Origin of the sequence: Luteimicrobium xylanilyticum (assembly GCF_009429125.1) — a bacterium.
GTDB classification, from domain to species: Bacteria; Actinomycetota; Actinomycetes; order Actinomycetales; family Cellulomonadaceae; genus Luteimicrobium; species Luteimicrobium xylanilyticum.
In genome coordinates this window covers 1,642,014-1,663,545 of the sequence record NZ_CP045529.1, presented here as the reverse complement: position 1 = coordinate 1,663,545, position 21,532 = coordinate 1,642,014, and the positions used below count along the sequence as shown (strand labels likewise).

Here is a 21,532-nt window from a genome sequence, read left to right as displayed (position 1 = left end):
CTCGTCCCCCCAAGGATCCCACGCGCGTCGGTCGCCGTGCCAGCCGTTTGTAGACTCGTCCGCTATGAGCGAGCAGCCGGACCACTACTTCACGGCCCGGCCGGCGTCGTCGGGCGAGCGGCGCACGCTGACCGTCCGGCTCGCGGGCCGCGACGTCGAGGTGGAGACCGCGGGCGGCGTCTTCTCGCCGGGCCGCGTCGACCTGGGGACGCAGGTGCTGCTCCGCACGGTCCCCGAGCTGCCGGCGCACGCGACCGACGTGCTCGACCTGGGCTGCGGCTGGGGCCCGGTGGCGCTGACGATGGCGCTCGAGGCGCGCGACCGTGCGCTCACGGGGACCAGGATCTGGGCGGTCGACGTCAACGAACGCTCGCTCGACCTGGTGCGACGCAACGCAGCCCGGCTGGGCCTGGCGCACGTGGACGCGCGCCTGCCCGACGACGTCCCCGACGACGCACGGTTCGACACGATCTGGTCGAACCCGCCGATCCGCGTGGGCAAGGAGGCCCTCCACGGGCTGCTCACCCGGTGGCTCCCGCGCCTGCGCCCGGGCGGCGACGCCTGGCTCGTCGTGCAGCGCAACCTCGGCGCCGACTCGCTGCAGGGGTGGCTCGCGGACTGGCTCGCCGGGCACCAGGAGGGTGCGACCGTCGAGCGCGCCGCCTCCGCCAAGGGGTTCAGGGTGCTGCGGGTGCACCAGCCGTGAGGTGCGCCGCGATGGGCTCGACCAGCGCCGGGGCGTCGGGGCCGCCGACCAGCGGGAACCGACCCGCGTAGGCCAGCACGGCCGGGCCGGCGAGCTCGACCCTTCCGCCGGGCAGCGCACGCACGCGCAGCGTCCCGCCGGGGACGTCGACGAGCCACGTGTCGGGGGCGCCCGGCCCCGCCCACGCGCGCACGGCGAGCGCCGCCGCGCACGTACCGGTCCCGCACGACTCGGTCTCCCCCACGCCCCGCTCGAAGACGCGCATGCGCACGCGGCCCACCTTCGCGCCCGCGTCGTCGGCGCTGCCGCCCTGCTCGCCGAGCGGCACCACGAGCTCGACGTTCGTCCCGTGCGGCGGGACGGGGTGCACCTGCGGGGCGACCGTGAGGTCGAGCCCTTCGAGCTCGGTCGCGTCCGCGAGCGCCACCACGGTGTGCGGGTTGCCGAGGTCGACGCTGAGCGCGGGACGGGCGGCGCGCCAGCCGTGGACGGCGACCTGGGCGTCCGCCCCGCGCGCGACCGCGTCGTCGCCGCCGGGGAACGTCCACGGCCCCATGTCGACGGCGTACCAGCCGTTCGGCTCGCGGACGACCCGCTTGACGCCTGCGCGCGTGCCGACGGAGAGCGTGCTCCCGTCCGAGAGGTCGACGAGGTCGAGGAGCTCGGCGAACGCCGCGAAGACACGCACGCCGTTGCCGCACATCTCGGCGACGGAGCCGTCCGCGTTGCGGTAGTCCATGAACCAGACGGCGGCGGGATCCTCGGCCAGGACGGCCGCGCCCTCAGGCAGGCGCGACGACGGCACGAGGCGGACGACGCCGTCGGCGCCCACGCCGGCACGGCGGTCGGCGAGCCGCCTGACGAGGTCCGGCGTGAGGTCCAGTCGGCCGTCGAGGTCGGCCACGAGGACGAAGTCGTTGCGTGTGCCGTGACCCTTGACGAAGGCGAGCTCGTCGGGTGCGGCCTCCACGGGTTCGGTCATGACCCCAGACTACGGCGCACGGGGGCGTCCCCCGGAGCGGCGATCGCGCCGGCGTCGGCCGCGTCGACGACGGCGAGCGCGCGCTCGACCAGGTCGGGCGCCTGGGCGTCGAGCCAGTGCACGCGGGGGTCCCGACCGAACCAGCCCATCTGCTTGCGCGCGAGGCGGCGCGTGTTCGCGGCGACGGCCTCGCGCGCGGTGTCCTCGCCCGTCTCGCCGCGCAGGAGCGGCAGGACCTCGGCGTACCCGACCGCACGCGCGGCGGTCCGGCCGAGGCGGGGCGCGAGGTCGCGCACCTCGTCGACGAGCCCCTCGTCCCACATCCGGGCGACGCGGCCGGCGACGCGCGCGTCGAGCGTCGCGCGGTCGCAGTCGAGCCCGACCTGCACGGTCGGCCGGACGTACTCCTGGCGGGGCAGGTTGGCGGTGTACGGCTGTCCGGTGATCGCGATCACCTCGAGCGCGCGCACGAGCCGCCGCACGTTGCGCGGGCCGATGGACTCCGCCGCCGCGGGGTCCGCCCTCACGAGCTCGTCGTGCAGCGCGCGGGCGCCCTCGCGCTCGGCCCGCCGCTCGAGCGCCGCCCGGACCTCCGGGTCGGTGCCGGGGAAGTCCATCGCGTCGAGCAGCGCGCGCACGTAGAGCCCCGAGCCACCCACGACGACGGCGCGTGCGTCGCGCTCGGCGATCGCCTCGAGGTCGGCCCGTGCCGCCTCCTGGTAGCGCGCCACCGAGGCGTCGTCCTCGGGCTCGATCACGTCGAGCTGGTGGTGCGTGATCCCGCGTCGCTCGGCGACCGGGACCTTCGCGGTGCCGACGTCCATGCCACGGTAGAGCTGGTAGGCGTCCGCGTTGACGATCTCGGCGCCGCCGGGCGCCCGCTCCCCCAGCCGCTGCGCGAGGTCGAGGGCGAGGTCGGACTTGCCGGTCGCCGTCGGGCCGACGACGGCGACGATCAGCACGTGCGCTCCACCAGGACGGTCGAGCCCGCGCGCCCGGCAGGCGTGCCCCGCACGGCTGCGACGTCGTCGACCTCCACGGGGCCGTCCCAGCCGGCCGCGCCCAGCGCGAGCAGGGCGACCGTCGCGGCCACGCCCGCGCGCGGCGGGCGCGCGTCGTCGTCGTTGCCGGTGAAGCGCCACCCCACCCGGGCGGCGTCGACGCCCAGCGCGCCGAGGTCCGGCACGGCTCGGGACGACGAGCGCGCGGACCCGTCCGGGGCGCTGTCGACCACGACCCGTACCCGGACGGCGCCGTGCAGCGCCTCCCGCAGCGAGGCGACGAGCGCGGCCGAGGCTGCGGCGTCGCGCGCGCGTCCCGAGACGCCCGGCACGAGGCTCGCGTCGCCGGGCACCTCGACGCCGGTCGGCCGGGGCTGGGCGCCCCTGCCGGACAGGCGGGCCGGGGCGTGCTCGGTCGTCATGGCGCGAGACTACGACACGGCGCGCTCCCGGCCGCCCGCCGAGCGCAGGGTGAGGGTGCTGACGGGTACGGTGGATCCGTGGGGCACTTCGAGTGGTGGCGACCGTTCGGTCGCAAGGACAGCGGTCCCGGCTCGTCCGGCGGCCGCGCCCGCTCGGGCTCGCGCCGGCTGCGGCGCACCCGCCTCGACGACGAGACGGCGACGCGCCTCGGGCTCGACGGCGCGGGCGCGAGCTCCCCGCACGTGCCCGCCGACAGCGCCCGGACGGGCGCCGTGCCCGCGCTCGACCACGAGCCCGCGCAGGTGGCCGTGGCGGATCTCGCGCCGGCGCCCGTGGACCGGGCGCGCGTCGTCGACTGGCTCCTCGCGAACGGCTTCTCGTACTTCGTGGACTCGGAGGGCGACGTCGGCGGGCTCTGGCAGGGCCGGCTGTTCTACTTCCTCCTCTTCGGCGAGCACGACGAGATCGTGCAGGTGCGCGGTCAGTGGAACCGCGACATCACCATCGAGCGGCTCGAGGAGGTCCTCGAGCTCTGCAACGAGTGGAACGCCGAGCGGATCTGGCCCAAGGCGTACACGCGCGTGCGCGACAACGGCCTCGTGCAGGTGTACACCGAGGTGACCGTCGACCTCGAGTTCGGCGCCAACGACGACCAGCTCGGTGACGTCCTGCAGTGCGGGCTCTCGACGGCGTCGGTGTTCTTCGACTCGCTCGACGAGGCCTACCCCGACCCGCTGCGGAGCGCGCCGTGAGCGGCCCGGGCCAGACCGGGTGGCTGGCCCGGCTGTTCGGCAACCGGCCCAAGGCGCCCGACGTCCCGCGCGTGCGCGGTGCGGCCGAGCTCCCGGCCGCCGCCACCATGGACCGTGTCGGGACGTTCCTTACCCGCCGGGGCTACCGGTTCCGGGTCGACGAGGACGGCGACATCACGGGCACCTGGGAGGGGCACCGGTTCTGGTTCATGCTGCTCGGCCCCGAGCAGCACGTGCTGCAGGTCCGTGGCCGGTGGGACCGATCCGTCCCGCCCGACGCGCGGCTGGCGCTCCTGCAGGCCATGAACGACTGGAACCGCGAACGGATCTGGCCCAAGGTCTACACGCGCGAGGAGGACGACCGGCTCGCCGTCTACGCCGAGGTGTCGGTCGACCTCGAGCACGGCGCCACCGACGCGCAGCTCGGCCAGGTGATCTCGTGCGGGCTCGGCACCGGCGTCCAGGTCTTCTCGTCGCTGGGCTCGCTCCTGCCGCCACCCGACGACGAGCCCGGTCCCGAGGCGTAGGGCACCCCACGGCGCGCCCGGCGCGACCGGGCGCAGCGCTCGCCGTCAGCGGGCGGACAGCGAGGGCATGCCGAGCAGCACCGGCCCTGGGGCCGCGTCCGTGCCGCAGGAGTCCCCGCCGTGCGCGTGCTCGTCACCGGCCAGGCCGAGGCGTGCGCGCTCCCGCGCGACCCAGGCGTCGCCCGAGCGGGTCCGCCGGACGGCGAACGGGCCGCCGTCGAGCCCCGAGTCCGCGATCAGGTGGTGCGGCGCGCCGTGCGTGACCCGGACGGTCAGGAGGTCGCCCGGACGCGGCAGCGGGGAGCCGTCGGCGAGGCGCGGGTCGTCCGCGCCGTCGTCGGACGAACGGGCGAGGTCCGCGAGCGCGGGCGGGAGCGCGGCATGCACGAGCCGGTTGTCGGCCGCCCGCCCGCTGATCCGATGCGTCTCACCGTCCTTGCGCCCGGTGCCCTCCATGACGAGCACCTCGACGGTGCGACCCACCTGACGCTCCGACTCCTCGGCGCTGATCCGCTCCTGCAGGGCGAGCAGCCGCTCGAAACGCTCCTGGATCACGTCCTTCGGGAGCTCCGGCAGGTCGGCCGCCGGCGTCCCCGGGCGGCGCGAGTACTGGAAGGCGAACGCCGAGCTGAACCGGCTCGCCTCCACGACCCGCAGCGTCTCGGCGAAGTCCTCCTCCGTCTCGCCTGGGAACCCGACGATGATGTCGGTCGTGATCGCGGCGTCCGGCAGCGCGGCGCGGACCCTCTCGATGATCCCGAGGAATCGCTCCGAACGGTACGAGCGGCGCATCGCCCGCAGGATCCGGTCCGAGCCGGACTGCAACGGCATGTGGAGCTGCGGCATGACGTTCGGGGTCTCGGCCATGGCCGAGATGACGTCGTCCGTGAAGGCGGCCGGGTGCGGCGAGGTGAACCGCACGCGCTCGAGCCCCTCGATCTGCCCGCACGCGCGCAGGAGCTTCGCGAACGCGCCGCGGTCGCCGAACTCGACGCCGTAGGAGTTGACGTTCTGCCCGAGCAGCGTGACCTCGACCGCGCCGGCCGCGACGAGCGCCTCGACCTCGGCGAGCACCTCGCCCGGGCGGCGGTCCCGCTCCTTGCCGCGCAGGTGCGGCACGATGCAGAACGTGCACGTGTTGTTGCAGCCCACGCTGATGGACACCCAGCCCGCGTAGACCGACTCGCGGCGCGTCGGCAGGGTCGACGGGAACACCTGGAGCGACTCGTGGATCTCGACCTGCGCCGCCTCGTTGTGGCGCGAGCGCTCCAGCAGCACCGGCAGCGCGTCGAGGTTGTGCGTGCCGAACACGACGTCCACCCACGGGGCCTTCTCGACGATCGTGCCCCGGTCCTTCTGGGCGAGACAGCCGCCCACCGCGATCTGCATCCCGGGCCGGCGCGCCTTGACGGACGCGAGCTGACCCAGGTTCCCGTACAGGCGCGTGGCCGCGTTCTCCCGCACCGCGCACGTGTTGATGACGACGACGTCCACCTCGCCCGCGGCCTCCGCATCCGCCGACGCGCGGGCGTACCCGGCCTGCTCGAGCATCCCCGCCATGTGCTCGGAGTCGTGGACGTTCATCTGGCACCCGAGCGTCCGCACCGTGTAGGTGCGTGGGTGGGACGCCGCGGCGTCGAGGGTCGGCGCGGCGACGGGCTGGGTCGAGGACTGCGTGGACATCCCCACCAGGGTACGGTGCCGCCGTCGGGCGCCCGGGCACTGCTGCCGCGGCGCCCGAGATCTGTCCGGCCCTGAACGAAGACGGGGCATCCGCCGACTTGTTGCCGGGTTGTGACCTTTCGTTACCGACATCCGCCCAGTGCACCACCTATGTTCTTGGGATGGATGTGACGCCCGCCACCGCCCCGCTCGTCCGGCTGAGCGGTGTCAACAAGCACTTCGGCGACCTGCACGTGCTCCGTGACATCGACCTCGACGTCGACAAGGGCGAGGTGCTCGTGGTGATCGGGCCGTCGGGCTCCGGCAAGTCGACCCTGTGCCGCGCGATCAACCGCCTCGAGCCCATCGACTCCGGCACCATCGAGCTCGACGGCGAGCCCCTGCCCGAGGAAGGCCGGGCCCTCGCGCGGCTCCGCTCCGACGTCGGCATGGTGTTCCAGTCGTTCAACCTGTTCGCGCACAAGACGGTGCTCGAGAACGTCACGCTCGGACCGCTCAAGGTCCGTAAGGCCAAGAAGGCCGACGCGCGCAAGGAGGCGCTCGAGCTGCTCGACCGGGTCGGGGTCAAGGACCAGGCCGACAAGCTGCCCGCGCAGCTCTCCGGCGGCCAGCAGCAGCGCGTCGCCATCGCTCGCGCGCTCGCCATGCACCCCAAGGTCATCCTGTTCGACGAGCCCACGTCCGCGCTCGACCCCGAGATGGTGGGCGAGGTGCTGGACGTCATGGTCGGGCTCGCGCGCGACGGCATGACCATGGTCGTCGTCACCCACGAGATGGGGTTCGCGCGCAAGGCCGCGAACCGCGTCGTCTTCATGGCGGACGGCCAGCTCGTCGAGCAGGCCACTCCCGAGGAGTTCTTCACGAACCCCCGCAGCACCCGGGCCAAGGACTTCCTGTCGAAGATCCTCCCGCACTAGGCGTGCCCGCGGCCGGGGGGACCGGCCACCACACGCAGACCCACCAACCAGAAGGGGAACACACGATGCGTACACGACTCCTGGGGGCGATCGCCCTCGCTGCCGCCTCCGCACTCGCGCTGGCCGGCTGCGGCTCCGACGACAGCGGCAGCGGTGGTGGCGGCAAGAAGATCACCATCGGCATCAAGTTCGACCAGCCGGGCCTCGGCTTCAAGGTCGGCGACAAGTACTCGGGCTTCGACGTCGACGTCGCGACCTACATCGCCAAGAAGCTCGGCTACTCCGCCGACCAGATCACCTGGAAGGAGTCGCCGAGCGCCCAGCGCGAGACCCTCCTGTCCACGCACCAGGTCGACATGGTCGTCGCGACGTACTCGATCACCGACGAGCGCAAGAAGACGGTCGCGTTCGCGGGTCCGTACTTCGTCGCCGGGCAGGACCTGCTCGTCAAGAACGACAACACCGACATCACCGGTCCCGAGTCGCTCGACGGCAAGAAGCTGTGCTCCGTGACCGGCTCGACGTCCGCGCAGAAGATCAAGGACACCTACGCCAACAAGGTGAACCTCGTCGAGTACCCGGGGTACGCCGAGTGCGTCACCGCCCTCAACGGCGGTGCCGTCGACGCCGTCACGACCGACGACATCATCCTCGCCGGGCTCGCGGCGCAGCCCGCCAACAAGGGCAAGGTCAAGGTCGTCGGCAAGCCGTTCACGACCGAGAACTACGGCGTCGGCCTGCCGAAGGACAACAAGACCTGCCAGAAGGTCACCGACGCGATCAAGTCGATGATCGACGACGGCTCGTGGCAGAAGTTCCTCGACACGAACCTCGAGGGGACCGGGTACAAGCCCGACTCCTCGAAGAACCCGCCCACGCCCGCCGCCTGCGGCTGACGCTGCCGCCGGGGCCCGCGCACACCGCGCGGGCCCCGGCGCCTGTCTGCAGCCCATCCCCCGCCGGGACCTCGACGGTCCCTCACGACACCGACGGAGGTGACCAGCGATGAGAACCGACGGCTTCGTCTCGCAGTTCGCCGACCTGTTCGACGAGTACGACGTGCTCGGCGCGTTCTGGGTCAACATCCAGCTCACGCTGTGGTCCGCGCTGTTCGCGACGATCCTGGGCACGATCCTCGCCCTGTTCCGGATCTCGCCCGTCCCGAGCCTGCGGTGGGCCGGGACGGCGTATGTGAACGTGTTCCGGAACACGCCGCTCACGATCATCATGGTCCTGCTGAGCCTCGGGGTCTGGACGCAGCTCGGCGTCAAGCTGTCGGGAGACTTCGCGACGAACTTCTTCCGTTTCGGCGTCGTCGGGTTGTCGATCTACACGGCGTCGTTCGTCTGCGAGTCGATCCGCTCGGGCGTCAACACGGTCCCGATCGGCCAGGCCGAGGCTGCTCGGTCCGTCGGCCTCTCGTTCCTGCCCGCCGCGCGGCTGATCATCCTGCCGCAGGCGTTCCGCGGCTCGATCGCCCCGCTGGGCAGCACGCTCATCGCCCTCACCAAGAACTCGACGGTGGCGTCCGTCGTCGGCGTCTCGACCGAGACCTCGAGCCTCCTGAAGAACATGATCGAGTTCCACTCGAGCCTCATGGTCGCGATCTTCCTGACCTTCGCCCTCGGATACGTGATCCTCGTCATTCCCGTCGGTCTCGCGACGACGGCCCTGTCCCGACGCCTGGCGGTGAAGCGATGAGCACCCAGAACGTCCTTTTCGACGCCCCCGGCCCCCGGGGCCGGCGCGCGATCATGGTCGGCAACGTCGTCGGTGTCGTCGTCGTTCTCGCGGTGCTCGCCGTCGTGGCACGGCGGTTCGCCGACAAGGGCCAGTTCGCGGCCGACCTCTGGACTCCCCTCGTGCACGCCGACGCCTGGACGAACTTCCTGATCCCCGGCCTCGTCGACACCCTCGAGGCTGCGGCGATGTCGATCGTCCTGGCCCTCGTCTTCGGCCTGGTCTTCGGCCTGGGGCGCCTGGCCTCGAGCAGGGCCGTCCGGTGGGTTTCGGGCACGATCGTCGAGTTCTTCCGCGCCGTTCCCGTGCTGCTGATGATGATCTTCTTCTTCTACGTCTTCGCGGTGTACAACGTCTTCCAGAGCGCGTACGTGCCTCTCGCCGCCGTCGTCGTCTCGCTGACGCTGTACAACGGGGCCGTCGTGGCCGAGCTCGTACGCTCCGGCGTCCACGGACTGCCGCGAGGGCAGCGCGAAGCGGCACTCGCGACGGGGCTGACCTCGGGCCAGTCCTTGCGGTCCATCGAGGTGCCGCAGGCCCTCTCGGCCATGCTGCCCGCACTGCTGAGCCAGCTCGTCGTCGTGCTCAAGGACTCGGCTCTCGGGTCCGCGATCGGCTACACCGAGCTGCTCCAGCAGGCGCGACGTCTCGGCGCCAAGGACGGAAACATGCTGCAGTCGCTGCTCGTCGCCGCCGTGATCTTCATCGTCGTGAACTACCTGCTGACGCTCGTCGCCGGCCGGGCCCGCCGACGCCGACGCCGCTCGGACAGCGGCCAGGGCGCCAACGGTGCCACGACCGCGGTCGCCACCGATGTGGGCGTCACCCCCATCACGGGTCTGGGCGAGGGTGGCCGCATCTGACCGCGCTCGACCTGCTCCGGCACTGAGCACGCCACCGACGTAGGCCTCCACGCGGGGTACCTCGCGAACGAGATCAGGAAGTTCCGCCCCGGCGGCCCGGCGGGATCGGGTCAGTCGGCCCAGGCCTCGACGTCGTCGCGCGCCGCGAGCTCGTCCCTCTCCGCCCCCAGCTCGGCGCTGATCGCGGCGAGCGCCGGACCTGGCGCGTAGCCCTTGCGGGCAAGGACACCCATGACGCGGCGCACGCGGACGTCGCGCTCGAGCCCGGCGGTGCGCGCCAGACGCTTGCGGACGAGCTCACGCAGGGCGGCGTCCTCGGCGTCGTCGTCGATGGTCTCGAGCGCGGCCTGCGCGTCGTCGTCGTCGATCCCCCGCCGGCGCAGCTCGGCGGCGATGCCGCGGCGGGACAGCGAACGCTCGGCGAGCTGGCTGCGGGCGATCATACCGGCGAGCTCGGCGTCGTCGAGCAGGCCGACGTCGGTGAACCGCTCGACGATCTCGTCGATCACGTCGTCCGGGTAGTCACGGCGCCGAAGCCCGTCGCTGATCTGGCGGCGGGTGCGCGGCGCGCCCGTGAGCATGCGCAGAGCGACGGCCCGAGCCGCCTCGAGCTGCTCGTCACGCGAAGCAGGGGCGTGCTCCGCGTCCGAACGCTCTCGAGGGGCCCGGGCCTGAACCTCGCCACGTGCGGACGAGGCCGTGTCGCGGCGGCGCGCGCCGCCGCGAGACGTGCTGGACCGGCCTGGGGAGAAGCTCCCCTGGGGGAAGGACATGGCCGGGTCCGTCAGAACGGTGCCGCCGCGCCCTTCGCGGCCGCCACCTTCGGCGCCGCGGCGTCAGCCGCACCGCCCGGCTCGTCCGCGGGCGCGTCGACGCGGGCGCCGACACCGAGCTTCTCCTTGATCTTCTTCTCCAGCTCGTTCGCGAGGTCGGGGTTGTCCCGCAGGAACGACCGAGCGTTCTCCTTGCCCTGACCGAGCTGGTCGCCGTCGTAGGTGAACCACGAGCCGGACTTGCGCACGAACCCGTGCTCCACACCCATGTCGATGAGGCCACCCTCGCGCGAGATGCCGACGCCGTAGAGGATGTCGAACTCGGCCTGCTTGAAGGGCGGCGCCATCTTGTTCTTGACGACCTTGACGCGCGTACGGTTGCCGACCGCGTCGGTGCCCTCCTTGAGGGTCTCGATGCGGCGGATGTCCAGGCGGACCGACGCGTAGAACTTGAGCGCCTTGCCACCGGTCGTCGTCTCAGGCGAGCCGAAGAAGACGCCGATCTTCTCGCGGAGCTGGTTGATGAAGATCGCGGTGGTGCCCGACGCGTTGAGCGCGCCGGTGATCTTGCGCAGCGCCTGCGACATGAGGCGGGCCTGGAGGCCGACGTGGCTGTCGCCCATCTCGCCCTCGATCTCGGCCTTGGGCACGAGAGCCGCGACCGAGTCGATGACGATGATGTCGAGCGCACCGGAGCGGATCAGCATGTCGGCGATCTCGAGCGCCTGCTCCCCCGTGTCCGGCTGCGAGACGAGCAGCGCGTCGGTGTCGACGCCGAGCTTCTTGGCGTACTCCGGGTCGAGCGCGTGCTCGGCGTCGATGAAGGCCGCGATGCCGCCGGCCCGCTGGGCGCTGGCCACCGCGTGCAGGGCGACCGTCGTCTTGCCGGAGGACTCCGGACCGTAGACCTCGATCACGCGGCCGCGCGGGAGCCCGCCGATGCCCAGCGCGACGTCGAGCGCGATGGAACCGGTCGGGATGACGTCGACCGGGGCCCGGCCCTCCTCCCCGAGGCGCATCACCGAGCCCTTGCCGAAGTTTCGGTCGATCTGGGCGAGGGCGGCCTCGAGCGCCTTCTCGCGGTCTGCAGGTGCGGGCATGTCAGCCACCTTTGCGCTTCTCGCGCCCGTGCGGCGCGTATTCGTCGTTGCCATCGGTGAAGACGCTACGTGCGGCCACCGACATCGTCACCGGCCGGTCCCCCGGCTGTGCACGACACCCCGTGGTCGCGAGGACGTGGATCACCTTACCCGAACAGGTGTTCGATCTTCCGCATGCCGTGCCGACACGCCGTGTCGGGCGTGTCGGCACGGCTCAGGGTGCCGACCGAGGCAGCTCGGCGCTCTCGCCGGGCGCGAGCACGAGGGCTCGTGTGCCGGGAGCGCGGCGCGCGACCTCGTGCGCGAAGAGCGCGCCCGGGCGGTCCATCCAGCCCGGCGGCACGTGCCGCCCGCCCGGCGCGTGCAGGGTGCCCCAGTGCACCGGCACGGCCGTCCCCGCCCCGACGACGGCGCACAGCTCGGCCGCCTGCAAGGGGCCCAGGTGGCCGCCCGACAGCCGCGGCCCCCAGCCCGCGATCGGCACGAGGGCCACGTCGGGGGCACGGCCGGCGAGCTCCGGCACACCGGCCAGCGCGGGGGCGAGCTCCGTGTCGCCGACCGCCCAGACCGCCAGCTCGTCGCCCGCTCCCGCGCCGTCCAGCAGGAGCAGGTGCCCGTTGGCCGCGTTGGGACGGTGGGGCATGGGCCGGTGCCCGTGGACGGCGGGCGTGAGCCGGACGCGTGCGCCCGGGGCGACCTCGACGACGTCGTCGGGCCCCAGCCCACGTGCCCCGGCGATCCCGTGCGCGCGCAGCCACCGGGCGTTGGCCGGCGCGGTGAGCACCGGGACGTCTCCCAGCAGGCGCAGCGAGCCGAGCTCGGCGTGGTCGTGGTGCAGGTGCGAGAGCAGGACGGCGTCGACGTCTCGCCAGACCTCCGCCGGCCGCCCACCCCGGCGCCGCAGGACCCCGGCGTGCCGGTGCAGCAGCGGGTCCGTGAGCACCCGGACGCCGTCGCGCTCGAGGAGCACCGTCGAGTGGCCCAGCCAGGTCACGCGCAGATCGCTCACGACGCCACCTCCTCGGCGTGGCCGGCCGGGGGCTCGTCGGGCGTGCGCGCGGCCGACGTCGAGGTGCCCCCGCCGGCGGGGGGCGCCGCGGGCCCGAGGCCGAGCGCGGCGAGCCACGCCACGAGCTGGCGGTGCACGGCGTCCGCGCCCACGAGCAGCCGGGCATCGTCGGAGCCGGTCCGCAGCGCGTCGTCGACCTCCCAGTCGGCGGGGTGCAGCAGCACCGCACGGTTCTGCTCGCCGCCCAGCCCGCCGTGGGACCCGACGAGCCCTTCGAACGGGTGCACGAGGCCCGCGTCGTCGACGGACGAGACCACCAGGAGGTCGGCCGCCGAGTCGAGGCCGGCGGCGTGGGCGAGGTCGTCGGCCGCGCGCGGCCCGTAGACCGCCGTCGGGTCCTCGCCCTCGACCGCGCCTGTCACCAGGTGGCGCAGCCCGTGCGCGCCGAGCGCGACGGGCCGGCCGTCGTCGTCGCGGCCGACCACCACGCCTATGCCCGGGTGGGCCGCCAGGCCGGGCACGAGGTCGGGCCAGCGCTCCACGAGGCGCGAGAGCCGCAACGGCTCGTCGGAGCCCGTGACCCACACGCCGGCGAAGTTCCCCGACGCGGCGACGACCAGGTCCTGCTCCGTCGCGAGATCGGTCTCGGAGCCCCGCGTCGGCCGGTCGCCCGCGACGCGCCCGCTCTCCGGCCCGACGGCGTCGTGGCCCCGCGCCGTGCCGGACAGCGCACGCAGCGCCTCGGCCACCTCGTGCCACTGCTCGCCGCGCTCCCCGCGCGCCTGCGCGGTGGCGACGTCCCGTCGCGGGCCGGGGCGCTCGTCGTCGGCGGAGGCCGGCCCGGGCGCTGCACCCGTGAGCCGCCGCACGAGGGCGTCGAGCGTGAGCCCGTAGGTCTTCGCGAAGGGCTCGCCGAGCGACTGGCCGTGGTCCGAGAGCACGACGACGTCGTAGGGCCGTGCGGTCTGCCGGCCGAGCTGCTCGAGCAGCCCGACGACGCGGTCGAGACCCTCGAGCGACCGCAGCGACTCGGGCCGGAGCGGCCCGGCGTGGTGGGCCACCTCGTCGTGGTCGACGAAGTCCACGAAGATCACCGGTGCACCCTGGACCATCTGCTCGGCGACCAACGACGTGTTGAGGTCGCGCAGCAGCACGTTGGTGATCGCACGCAGGGCCGGGTAGGCGCCCAGGCGCGAGACGCGGGGCTCGACACGACGCGCCGTCTGCTGCCAGCCCTGGTAGAGCTCCTTGACGAGCTCGCCGACGGTGAGCAGGACCGCGCGCACGAGCACGAACGGGCTGGAGCAGAACTCGACGAACGTGGCCCCCGGTCCGATCCCGCGGCGCGCGCGGCTGACCACGAGCAGGCTCGTCGCGGCGCCGCCGCTGAACATCGTGGAGACGGCCACGCCACCCCCGGCGAGCAGCCCGGGACCCGACTGCGCGAGCCGCTCCTCGAGCAGGGCGGCGTCGCGCGGGTGGTTGGTCACGAGAAGCCGGCCCAGCTCGCGGTCCCACCACCGGAACGCCGGGACACGGTCCGCCGCGCCGTGCAGCAGACCCGCCTGGGACGCGGGCGTCGTCGACGGCACCTGCGCCCACCACGGCTCGAGCCGGTGCGTGCCCTCCCGCAGCCAACGCGTGAGAGTCGGCGCCAGACCCGCGCGCACCGCGAACTCCAGCGTGTCCTGGGCGAGCCCGTCGAGCTGGACGATCAGGACCCCGCGGTCACCACCGGGTGCGGGCGTCGACGCCCCGCCCGCGCGCTCGGCCGCACGGGCGCGCCGTCGGGCACCGCGTCGGGCCCGACGGCGCAGGTCGCCGAGGACGTAGTCGTTGTCCCGCAGGCCCAGCAGCCAGCGCCCGACCGCCATCACGACCGCGGCGACGACGAGGACCGGGACGACGTCGGTGCCGTGGGTCAGGTGCAGGCCGGGCACGTGCACGAGGGCCGCCCACGCGATCAGGACCTGCGCCGCGAGCCCGAGCAGCAGCGCCGAGAGCGGACCGAACCTGGCCGCGAGCACCCGCAGCGCGGGGCGCACGAGGGCGTCGCCGACCGTCACGGCGAGCGCGACGGCCAGCACGGCCCACGGCGAGGACACCGAGATCCCCGGCACGACGAGGAGCGCGACGGCCAGCCCGGCGGTCGTCGCGACGAGCGACCACACCGACTCGCGCAGGTCCGCGACACGCGAGCCACGGTCCTTGGGGGGCGGCGTGGGCCGCGCGGGGTCCCCGGCGGCCATCAGCGTGCGGGCGGCGCGGGTCGGCGACGGTCCGAGCCCCAGCGCCGCTCGTCCGGCACGTCCATCGCGTCGCACAACGCGTGCCAGACGACGCGCGGGTCGACGCCGTCGTCGAGCGCCTGGACCGCGGTGCGCGAGTCCAGCTCGGTGAGGACCTGGACGCCCGCGAGCGTGCGCCCGTAGGCGTCGCCGAACACGTCGTCCACCAGGGACCAGAACTCGCTGTACCGCACGGCACCAGCCTGCCACGAGCCGCCCACCCGGGCGGGTGTGGGACGCCACCACCACAATGGGACGGTGCCCCGCTCCTCCGCCGCCCCCGGTCCCGGCCCCGCCGGGACGGGTCTGGACCGCTTCGGCGCGGCGACGCGCGACTGGTTCGCCGGCGCGTTCGAGGCGCCGACGGCCGCGCAGACCGGGGCGTGGGACGCGATCGGCACCGACCGGCACGCGCTCGTGGTCGCGCCGACCGGGTCGGGCAAGACGCTCGCCGCGTTCCTGTGGTCCATCGACCGTCTGGTGCGCGCCGCGGAGCCGGAACCCGAGCCCGCCCGGCGCTGCCGGGTCGTCTACGTCTCCCCGCTCAAGGCGCTGGCCGCGGACGTCGAGCGCAACCTCCGCTCGCCCCTCACGGGAATCCGCCACGCGGCGGCGCGGCGCGGCGAGGCCGCGCGCGAGGTGCGCGTCGGCCTGCGGACCGGCGACACCCCGGCCCGCGAGCGCCGCACGTTCGCCACGGCACCACCGGACGTGCTGGTCACGACGCCCGAGTCCCTCTTCCTCGTCCTGACGTCGGGCGCGCGGGACGGGCTCGCGGGCGTTGAGACCGTCATCGTCGACGAGATCCACGCGCTCGCCGGGACCAAGCGGGGGGCGCACCTCGCCATGACGCTCGAACGGCTCGACGCGCTGCTGGACCGGCCCGCGCAGCGCGTCGGCCTGTCGGCGACCGTACGACCCGTCGACGCCGTCGCCGCCTTCCTCGCGGGCGCGCGGTCGCCCGCGGACGGGGGCCGGGACGTCGTCGTCGTGCAGCCGCCGGCCACGAAGCGGCTGCGGATCGACGTCGAGGTCCCCGTGCCGGACCTCGCCGACCTGCGCGCAACCCCGCTCGCGGTGCCCGTCGGCGCCGGTGGCGGCCTCCCGCCCCTGCCCGACGGCGAACCGGACCTGTCGGGTCCGGCGGCGGTCCCGCTCCCCCTGCCCGGGGATGCGGCGGGCGCGGGGCCGGGGTCGGCGCCGCGTGCCTCGATCTGGCCGCACGTCGAGGAGCGCATCGTCGACCTCATCGAGACGGACACGGGCGCGGACCCCGGTGCCCACGCCGCGGTCGTGCACCACGCGGCGGGCCGCGTGCAGCGCTCGACGCTCGTCTTCACGAACTCGCGCCGGGGCGCGGAGCGTCTGACGGCCCGCCTCAACGAGCTGTGGGCCGAGCGCCAGGGCGAGGACGTGCCCGACCCGGGGACGATCCGGGCGGCGCAGGTGCAGGCGCAGTCGGGCGCGAGCGCGGGGATCGAGCCGGTCGTGGCGCGCGCCCACCACGGGTCGATGAGCCGCGCGGAGCGCACGCGCACGGAGACCGAGCTCAAGGAGGGCCGCCTGCCCGCCGTCGTCGCGACGAGCTCGCTCGAGCTCGGCATCGACATGGGCGCGATCGACCTCGTCGTGCAGGTCGGGTCGCCGCCGAGCGTCGCGAGCGGGCTGCAGCGGCTCGGGCGCGCGGGGCACCAGGTGGGGGCCGAGTCCCACGGCGTGATCTTCCCGACGTTCCGCGGGGACCTCGTGCCGGCGACCGTCGTGGCGCAGCGCATGCTCGCCGGGGAGATCGAGCGGGTGCACGTCCTGCGCAACCCGCTCGACGTGCTCGCGCAGCAGGTCGTGGCGATGGTCGCGATGGACGAGTGGACCGTGGACGACCTCGCGACCGTGGTCCGTCGGGCGCTGCCGTTCGAGCACCTCACCGACGGCGCGCTCACCGCGGTCCTCGACATGCTGGCGGGCCGCTACCCGAGCGAGGAGTTCGCGGAGCTGCGGGCGCGCGTGGTCTGGGACCGCGCGTCGGGCACCCTCACCGGGCGGCCGGGCGCCGGGCGCCTCGCGGTCACGAGCGGCGGCACGATCCCCGACCGCGGCATGTACGGGGTGTTCCTGGTCGGGTCGGGCGACGACGCGACGGCCGAGGAGCTCGGCGATCCCGTCACGGGCCCGTCCGGGCCCCGCGGTGGGACCGGGCGCGCGCCGCGCCGCGTGGGCGAGCTCGACGAGGAGATGGTCTACGAGTCGCGCGTCGGCGACACGTTCACGCTCGGGTCGAGCACGTGGCGGATCGAGGAGATCACGCCCGACCGCGTGCTCGTGTCCCCCGCGCCGGGGCTCCCGGGACGGCTGCCGTTCTGGAAGGGCGACTCCCCCGGCCGTCCCGCCGAGCTCGGTGCGGCGATCGGCGCGTGGGTGCGCGAGACCGCGGGGACCGCGGCGGGCGACCCCGCCGCGGCGCACGCCCGCCTGCGCGACGCCGGCCTCGACGGCTGGGCCGCCGACAACCTCCTCGCGTACCTCGCCGACCAGCGCACCGCGACGGGCGCCGTGCCCGACGACCGGACCGTGGTGGTCGAGCGGTTCCGCGACGAGCTCGGCGACTGGCGGGTCGTGCTGCACTCCCCGTTCGGGGCGCGCGTGCACGCGCCCTGGGCGCTCGTGGTGGCGCGGCGCCTGCGCGAGCGGCTGGGCGTCGACGTCGCCGCGATGCACTCCGACGACGGCATCGTCCTGCGGCTGCCGGACGTCGAGGGGACGGTGACCGGGCTCGACGTGACGTTCGGCGGGCCCGACGACGGCGCGTCGTCCGGCCCCGCCGCGGGTGCTGCCGTCACGCTCGAGGACCTGCTGCTCGAGCCCGACGAGGTCGTCGAGGAGGTCCGTGACGCCCTCGGCGGCTCGGTGCTGTTCGCGGCCCGCTTCCGGGAGGCGGCGGCCCGCGCGCTCCTGCTGCCGCGCCGTCAGCCCGACAAGCGCCAGCCGTTGTGGCAGCAGCGGCAGCGCTCGGCGCAGCTCCTCTCGGTCGCGTCGGGGTACCCGCAGTTCCCGATCGTCCTCGAGGCCGCGCGCGAGTGCCTCCAGGACGACTTCGACACCGCGGCGCTCGCCGACCTCATGCGCGCGGTCCAGGGCCGGCGGGTCCGCGTCGTCGAGGTCACCACCCCGACGCCGTCGCCGTTCGCGCAGTCCCTCCTCTTCGGCTACACGGCACAGTTCCTGTACGACGGCGACGCCCCGCTCGCGGAGCGGCGCGCGGCGGCGCTCGCGCTCGACCCGGCGCTCCTGTCCGAGCTGCTCGGCGGCGACGGCACCAGCCAGCTCGCGGACCTCCTCGACCCCGAGCAGGTCGAACGGACGGAGGCCGAGCTCCAGGCGCTCGCGCCCGGCCGCCAGGCGAGGGACGCCGAGGGGGTGTGGGACGTGCTGCGCCGCCTCGGGCCGCTCCCCACGGCGGCGCTCGTGGAGCGCACCGTGCCCGACGGGCGTACGGAGACGCCGTCGTGGCTGGCCGGGCTCGAGGCCGCGCGTCGCATCATGCGGGTCCGCGTGGCCGGGGCGCCGGACGGCGAGCAGGACCAGTGGGCGGTCGTCGAGGACGCCGCCCGGCTGCGCGACGCACTGGGCGTCGCCCTGCCCGTCGGGCTGCCCGAGGTCTTCCTCGAACCGGTCCCGGACCCGCTCGGCGACCTGGTGCGGCGCCACGCACGCACGCACGGGCCCTTCCCCGCCGGTGACGTCGCGGCGCGCTACGGGCTGGCACGCGCGGTCGTCGTCGAGGTGCTGACCCGGCTCGCGGCGACGGGCGCCCTCGTGCGCGGACGGCTGCGGCCGCCGTCGCTGGGCGGGGTCGGCGACGAGTTCTGCGACGCTGACGTGCTGCGCACCCTCCGGCGTCGCTCGCTCGCCGCGCTGCGGGCCGAGGTCGAGCCGGTGCCGGGGCGGGCGCTCGGGCTGTTCCTGCCCGCGTGGCAGGGCGTGACGGGCGGCGCCGGGACGAGCGGGGCACACGGCTCGTTGCGCGGGCTCGACGGCCTGCTGCGCGCCGTCGAGCAGCTCTCGGGCGCCGCGGTCCCGGCGTCGGCGCTCGAGACGCTCGTGCTGCCCGCGCGCGTCCGGGACTACGGGCCCGCGCTGCTCGACGAGCTGACGACGTCGGGCGAGGTCCTGTGGTGCGGGCACGCCGCCCTGCCGGGGTCGGGGGGCGGCGACGGGCTCGTGAGCCTGCACCTCGCCGAGACGGCGCACCTCACCCTGCCCGCGACGGAACCGCTCGCCGAGACGGGTGCCGGCACTCCGCTGCACCTCGCGGTCCTGGACGTGCTCGAGCACGCGGGCGGCCTGTTCCTCGGGCGGGTCGCCGAGCTCGCCGAGGCACCGCAGTCCGCAGTGCTCGAGGCCCTCTGGGACCTCGTCTGGGCGGGGCGGGTGACCAACGACGGGCTCGCGGCGCTGCGCTCGCGCCTCGGCCCCGCGGGCGGCGCGCACCGCGCTCCGCGGGCCGCCGGCCGCGCGCGCCCGGTCCGGCGCGCGGGCCTCGGGGGCTTCGGCGTCGGCACGCTCGGCGGCCGAGCGGGCGGCGCGCGGGCGGCCGCCGCGGCCGAGCTGCGCGGCGGCGGAGGGCGATGGACGGCACTGCCGGCACGCGAGCCCGACCCGACCCGCCGGACGACGGCGCTCGCCTCCGTCCTGCTCGACCGGTACGGCGTCCTCACCCGCGGCGTCGCGAGCGCCGAAGGCGTCGTCGACTATTTCCGGGGCGTGTACCGGGTGCTCGCGGAGCAGGAGTCGCTCGGGCGCGTGCGCCGGGGGTACTTCGTCGAGCACCTGGGGGGCTCGCAGTTCGCGGTCCCCGGCGCGGTCGACGCGCTGCGCGCGCACGCGAACGACCTCGAGGGCTTCGCGGACCACCCGGAGCGGGCCCGGTCGTTGCTGCTGGCCGCGACCGACCCGGCGAACCCGTACGGGGCAGCGCTCCCGTGGCCGGGCACGATCGCGGCCACGACGGCCGAACCCGCCGACGGCGGTCGGCGCGCGGCCGGCGCCCGGCCGGGGCGCAAGGCCGGGGCCGTGGTGGTGCTCGTCGGGGGCGCGCTCGTCGCGTACGTCGAGCGGGGCGGACGCTCCGTCCTCACGTTCACGTCCGACGACGCGGCGCTCGCGTCGGCCGCCCGCGAGCTCGCCGCCGCGACCGACGACGGCCGGCTCGGGCGGCTCACCGTCGTCCGGCTCGACGGCGCGCCGGCGCTCGACGCCGTCGCGTCCGGCTCGGGCACCACCCCCGCGGCCCGTGCGCTCCTCGCCGCAGGGTTCTCGCCCACGCCCGGCGGCTTGCGCCGGTCACCCGGTCGGGGGCGCGGTGCCCGAGGGTGACGTCGTCCTGCTCACGGCCCGCCGGCTCGACGCCGCCCTGCGTGGGCGCCAGCTCGACCGGGCCGAGCTGCGCTGGCCGACCGCGTTCGAGGTGGACCTCGTGGGACGGACGGTGCTCGAGGTCGCCGCGTACGGCAAGCACCTGCTGACCCGGTTCGACGACGCCCGGACGCTCCGCACCCACCTGCGCATGGACGGGACGTGGCGGATCGCCCGCAGCGGGTCGCCGCAGGCACGAGCCCGGAACCCGCGCGTCCGGGCGGTGCTCGCGAACGCGACCTGGACGTGCGTCGGGACGGACCTCGGCATGCTCGACGTCGTCCGGACGCGCGACGAGCGGACGCTGCTGGGGGACCTCGGGCCGGACCTGCTGGCGGACGGCTTCGACCGGCCCCTGCCGGGTTCCGACGACGCCTCCGGCCCGGCCGGCGTGGACGTCGCCGCCGAGCGGATCCTCGCCGCCGACGCCGCCGGCGGCTTCCGCCGCGAGCACGACGCTGCCGACGGCGCGCCGCTCGCCGAGCTCCTGCTGAGCCAGCGCGGCGTGGCCGGGCTCGGCACCATCTACACGGCCGAGACCCTGTTCGCGCACCGGCTGTGGCCGTGGACCGCGGCACGCGCCGTCGGGCCCGACGGCGTCCGCGACCTCCTGCTGACCGCGCGCCGCCTCGAGCTCGACGCCGTCGCGAGCGGACCTCAGTTCCAGGAGCGGTACGTCCACGGACGCGAAGGACGGCCGTGCCGCATCTGCGGCACGGCCGTCCAGGTGGGGGTCGCGAACCGGCCGCCGTACGAGCGGCCGGTGTTCTGGTGCCCGGTCTGCCAGGCGCCCGGTCAGCCGACCGGGGCGAGGTCCTCCGGCGCGCCGTAGCACGCACGGGAGGCGTCGGACAGGAGCTCGCGGACCAGGTCGTCGCGCGCCTCGGGGCGCCCGGCGGGCGTCGTGAGCGCGGACATGGTGAGGTCCGCGGGGACGGTGTCGGGGATGGAGAAGCCCTCGGCGACGGCTACGCGGTCGCTGACCTCGCGCAGCACGAGCCACAGGGGCACGTCGAGCGCGTCGCAGATCGACGCGAGGAGCTCGGACGAGGCCTCCTTCTGGCCGCGCTCGACCTCGCTGAGATATCCCAACGAGACTCGCGCGTCGGAAGAGACCTCACGCAGGGTTCGACCCTGACGCTGACGTACGTCGCGGAGGACGTCACCGATCTCACGGCGGAGAACGATCATCTGGCGGCCCCCTCTCGTCTGGTGCCCGTGCGACCCGGAGATGACGCTCACCGGGGCGACCGGACGGCCCTTCGGCCTGTTGCTGCTCATCGGCCTTTTACTGATCACGGTCAATCTAACGCACAGGGCTGGTCCGTTGTTCCGCGAACACGAGGCGCTCACGCA

19 protein-coding genes are annotated in these 21,532 nt (G+C 74.8%); 9 read left to right on the top strand and 10 right to left on the bottom strand.

Annotation, left to right across the window (positions count from 1 at the left end; genetic code table 11):
* Nucleotides 1-64: 64 nt before the first annotated feature.
* A complete protein-coding gene (locus tag KDY119_RS07320; protein WP_036952540.1) occupies nucleotides 65-706 on the top strand; it encodes a class I SAM-dependent methyltransferase in 642 nt (213 codons plus the stop codon).
* Here KDY119_RS07320 and dapF read toward each other — a convergent pair.
* The 3 genes from dapF to KDY119_RS07305 are packed head-to-tail and all read right to left on the bottom strand — an operon-like array spanning nucleotide 678 to nucleotide 3,111.
* Nucleotides 678-1,688: a diaminopimelate epimerase gene (gene dapF, locus KDY119_RS07315; protein ID WP_153022127.1), complete on the bottom strand. Its 1,011-nt coding sequence runs from the start codon at nucleotides 1,686-1,688 to the stop codon at nucleotides 678-680. The genes KDY119_RS07320 and dapF overlap by 29 nt on opposite strands.
* On the bottom strand, nucleotides 1,685-2,650 hold the full coding sequence (gene miaA / locus KDY119_RS07310; RefSeq protein WP_153022126.1) for a tRNA (adenosine(37)-N6)-dimethylallyltransferase MiaA: 966 nt from the start codon (nucleotides 2,648-2,650) through the stop codon (nucleotides 1,685-1,687). The genes dapF and miaA overlap by 4 nt, the downstream gene beginning before the upstream one ends.
* Nucleotides 2,644-3,111 carry a hypothetical protein gene (locus tag KDY119_RS07305; RefSeq protein ID WP_153022125.1) on the bottom strand — a complete coding sequence of 156 codons (468 nt, stop codon included), beginning with the start codon at nucleotides 3,109-3,111 and terminating at the stop codon, nucleotides 2,644-2,646. Before KDY119_RS07305 ends, miaA begins: the two co-directional genes overlap by 7 nt.
* A 78-nt stretch (nucleotides 3,112-3,189) precedes the next feature.
* Here KDY119_RS07305 and KDY119_RS07300 point away from each other — a divergent pair, with 78 nt between their 5' ends.
* Nucleotides 3,190-3,864 carry a type III secretion system chaperone family protein gene (locus tag KDY119_RS07300; protein WP_322619643.1) on the top strand — a complete coding sequence of 225 codons (675 nt, stop codon included), beginning with the start codon at nucleotides 3,190-3,192 and terminating at the stop codon, nucleotides 3,862-3,864.
* A complete protein-coding gene (locus tag KDY119_RS07295; protein ID WP_036951361.1) occupies nucleotides 3,861-4,391 on the top strand; it encodes a type III secretion system chaperone family protein in 531 nt (176 codons plus the stop codon). The genes KDY119_RS07300 and KDY119_RS07295 overlap by 4 nt, the downstream gene beginning before the upstream one ends.
* A gap of 45 nt (nucleotides 4,392-4,436) precedes the next feature.
* On the opposite strand, the gene miaB is transcribed toward KDY119_RS07295, so the two are convergent.
* Nucleotides 4,437-6,074: a tRNA (N6-isopentenyl adenosine(37)-C2)-methylthiotransferase MiaB gene (miaB, locus tag KDY119_RS07290; RefSeq protein ID WP_036951363.1), complete on the bottom strand. Its 1,638-nt coding sequence runs from the start codon at nucleotides 6,072-6,074 to the stop codon at nucleotides 4,437-4,439.
* A 161-nt stretch (nucleotides 6,075-6,235) separates the two neighbouring features.
* Here miaB and KDY119_RS07285 point away from each other — a divergent pair, with 161 nt between their 5' ends.
* The 4 genes from KDY119_RS07285 (at nucleotide 6,236) to KDY119_RS07270 (ending at nucleotide 9,594) form a co-directional block, all read left to right on the top strand.
* Nucleotides 6,236-6,991 (top strand): amino acid ABC transporter ATP-binding protein, encoded by a 756-nt coding sequence (locus tag KDY119_RS07285; RefSeq protein ID WP_036951365.1) that lies wholly within the window; start codon nucleotides 6,236-6,238, stop codon nucleotides 6,989-6,991.
* Nucleotides 6,992-7,056: 65 nt separating this feature from the next.
* Nucleotides 7,057-7,887, top strand: coding sequence for a glutamate ABC transporter substrate-binding protein (locus KDY119_RS07280; protein ID WP_036951366.1), 831 nt, complete (start codon nucleotides 7,057-7,059; stop codon nucleotides 7,885-7,887).
* A gap of 109 nt (nucleotides 7,888-7,996) precedes the next feature.
* Nucleotides 7,997-8,692, top strand: coding sequence for an amino acid ABC transporter permease (locus tag KDY119_RS07275; protein WP_036951368.1), 696 nt, complete (start codon nucleotides 7,997-7,999; stop codon nucleotides 8,690-8,692).
* A complete protein-coding gene (locus tag KDY119_RS07270; protein ID WP_051136636.1) occupies nucleotides 8,689-9,594 on the top strand; it encodes an amino acid ABC transporter permease in 906 nt (301 codons plus the stop codon). The genes KDY119_RS07275 and KDY119_RS07270 overlap by 4 nt, the downstream gene beginning before the upstream one ends.
* Before the next feature lie 110 nt (nucleotides 9,595-9,704).
* Here KDY119_RS07270 and KDY119_RS07265 read toward each other — a convergent pair whose 3' ends face one another.
* From KDY119_RS07265 to KDY119_RS07245, 5 genes are all read right to left on the bottom strand, one after another.
* Nucleotides 9,705-10,367 (bottom strand): regulatory protein RecX, encoded by a 663-nt coding sequence (locus KDY119_RS07265; RefSeq protein ID WP_083890916.1) that lies wholly within the window; start codon nucleotides 10,365-10,367, stop codon nucleotides 9,705-9,707.
* Between the two features lie 11 nt (nucleotides 10,368-10,378).
* Nucleotides 10,379-11,467: a recombinase RecA gene (recA, locus tag KDY119_RS07260; RefSeq protein ID WP_036951370.1), complete on the bottom strand. Its 1,089-nt coding sequence runs from the start codon at nucleotides 11,465-11,467 to the stop codon at nucleotides 10,379-10,381.
* Between the two features lie 214 nt (nucleotides 11,468-11,681).
* The gene (locus KDY119_RS07255; protein WP_227994557.1) at nucleotides 11,682-12,476 is read right to left on the bottom strand and encodes an MBL fold metallo-hydrolase; all 795 of its coding nucleotides are present in this window, start codon (nucleotides 12,474-12,476) and stop codon (nucleotides 11,682-11,684) included.
* On the bottom strand, nucleotides 12,473-14,725 hold the full coding sequence (locus KDY119_RS07250; protein WP_153022124.1) for a phage holin family protein: 2,253 nt from the start codon (nucleotides 14,723-14,725) through the stop codon (nucleotides 12,473-12,475). The genes KDY119_RS07255 and KDY119_RS07250 overlap by 4 nt, the downstream gene beginning before the upstream one ends.
* On the bottom strand, nucleotides 14,725-14,958 hold the full coding sequence (locus KDY119_RS07245; RefSeq protein ID WP_083890560.1) for a DUF3046 domain-containing protein: 234 nt from the start codon (nucleotides 14,956-14,958) through the stop codon (nucleotides 14,725-14,727). The genes KDY119_RS07250 and KDY119_RS07245 overlap by 1 nt, the downstream gene beginning before the upstream one ends.
* 64 nt (nucleotides 14,959-15,022) lie before the next feature.
* Between KDY119_RS07245 and KDY119_RS07240 the strand changes: the two genes are divergently transcribed.
* Together KDY119_RS07240 and KDY119_RS07235 are read left to right on the top strand one after the other, a co-directional pair.
* The gene (locus KDY119_RS07240) at nucleotides 15,023-20,137 is read left to right on the top strand and encodes an Lhr family helicase (RefSeq protein ID WP_194174372.1); all 5,115 of its coding nucleotides are present in this window, start codon (nucleotides 15,023-15,025) and stop codon (nucleotides 20,135-20,137) included.
* On the top strand, nucleotides 20,124-21,008 hold the full coding sequence (locus KDY119_RS07235) for a DNA-formamidopyrimidine glycosylase family protein (protein ID WP_153022122.1): 885 nt from the start codon (nucleotides 20,124-20,126) through the stop codon (nucleotides 21,006-21,008). Before KDY119_RS07240 ends, KDY119_RS07235 begins: the two co-directional genes overlap by 14 nt.
* Here KDY119_RS07235 and KDY119_RS07230 read toward each other — a convergent pair.
* Complete coding sequence (locus KDY119_RS07230; protein WP_051136639.1) at nucleotides 20,972-21,367, bottom strand: helix-turn-helix domain-containing protein; 396 nt, start codon at nucleotides 21,365-21,367, stop codon at nucleotides 20,972-20,974. The genes KDY119_RS07235 and KDY119_RS07230 overlap by 37 nt on opposite strands.
* Nucleotides 21,368-21,532: the final 165 nt, after the last annotated feature.

Bases quoted from the DNA above. Each gene is read 5' to 3' on its own strand.
- KDY119_RS07265 (WP_083890916.1), bottom strand. From the start codon at position 10,367: ATGTCCTTCCCCCAGGGGAGCTTCTCCCCAGGCCGGTCCAGCACGTCT.
- KDY119_RS07280 (WP_036951366.1), top strand. From the start codon at position 7,057: ATGCGTACACGACTCCTGGGGGCGATCGCCCTCGCTGCCGCCTCCGCA.
- KDY119_RS07285 (WP_036951365.1), top strand. From the start codon at position 6,236: ATGGATGTGACGCCCGCCACCGCCCCGCTCGTCCGGCTGAGCGGTGTC.
- KDY119_RS07270 (WP_051136636.1), top strand. From the start codon at position 8,689: ATGAGCACCCAGAACGTCCTTTTCGACGCCCCCGGCCCCCGGGGCCGG.
- KDY119_RS07250 (WP_153022124.1), bottom strand. From the start codon at position 14,725: ATGGCCGCCGGGGACCCCGCGCGGCCCACGCCGCCCCCCAAGGACCGT.
- dapF (WP_153022127.1), bottom strand. From the start codon at position 1,688: ATGACCGAACCCGTGGAGGCCGCACCCGACGAGCTCGCCTTCGTCAAG.
- KDY119_RS07230 (WP_051136639.1), bottom strand. From the start codon at position 21,367: ATGATCGTTCTCCGCCGTGAGATCGGTGACGTCCTCCGCGACGTACGT.
- KDY119_RS07320 (WP_036952540.1), top strand. From the start codon at position 65: ATGAGCGAGCAGCCGGACCACTACTTCACGGCCCGGCCGGCGTCGTCG.
- KDY119_RS07305 (WP_153022125.1), bottom strand. From the start codon at position 3,111: ATGACGACCGAGCACGCCCCGGCCCGCCTGTCCGGCAGGGGCGCCCAG.
- miaB (WP_036951363.1), bottom strand. From the start codon at position 6,074: ATGTCCACGCAGTCCTCGACCCAGCCCGTCGCCGCGCCGACCCTCGAC.
- recA (WP_036951370.1), bottom strand. From the start codon at position 11,467: ATGCCCGCACCTGCAGACCGCGAGAAGGCGCTCGAGGCCGCCCTCGCC.
- KDY119_RS07275 (WP_036951368.1), top strand. From the start codon at position 7,997: ATGAGAACCGACGGCTTCGTCTCGCAGTTCGCCGACCTGTTCGACGAG.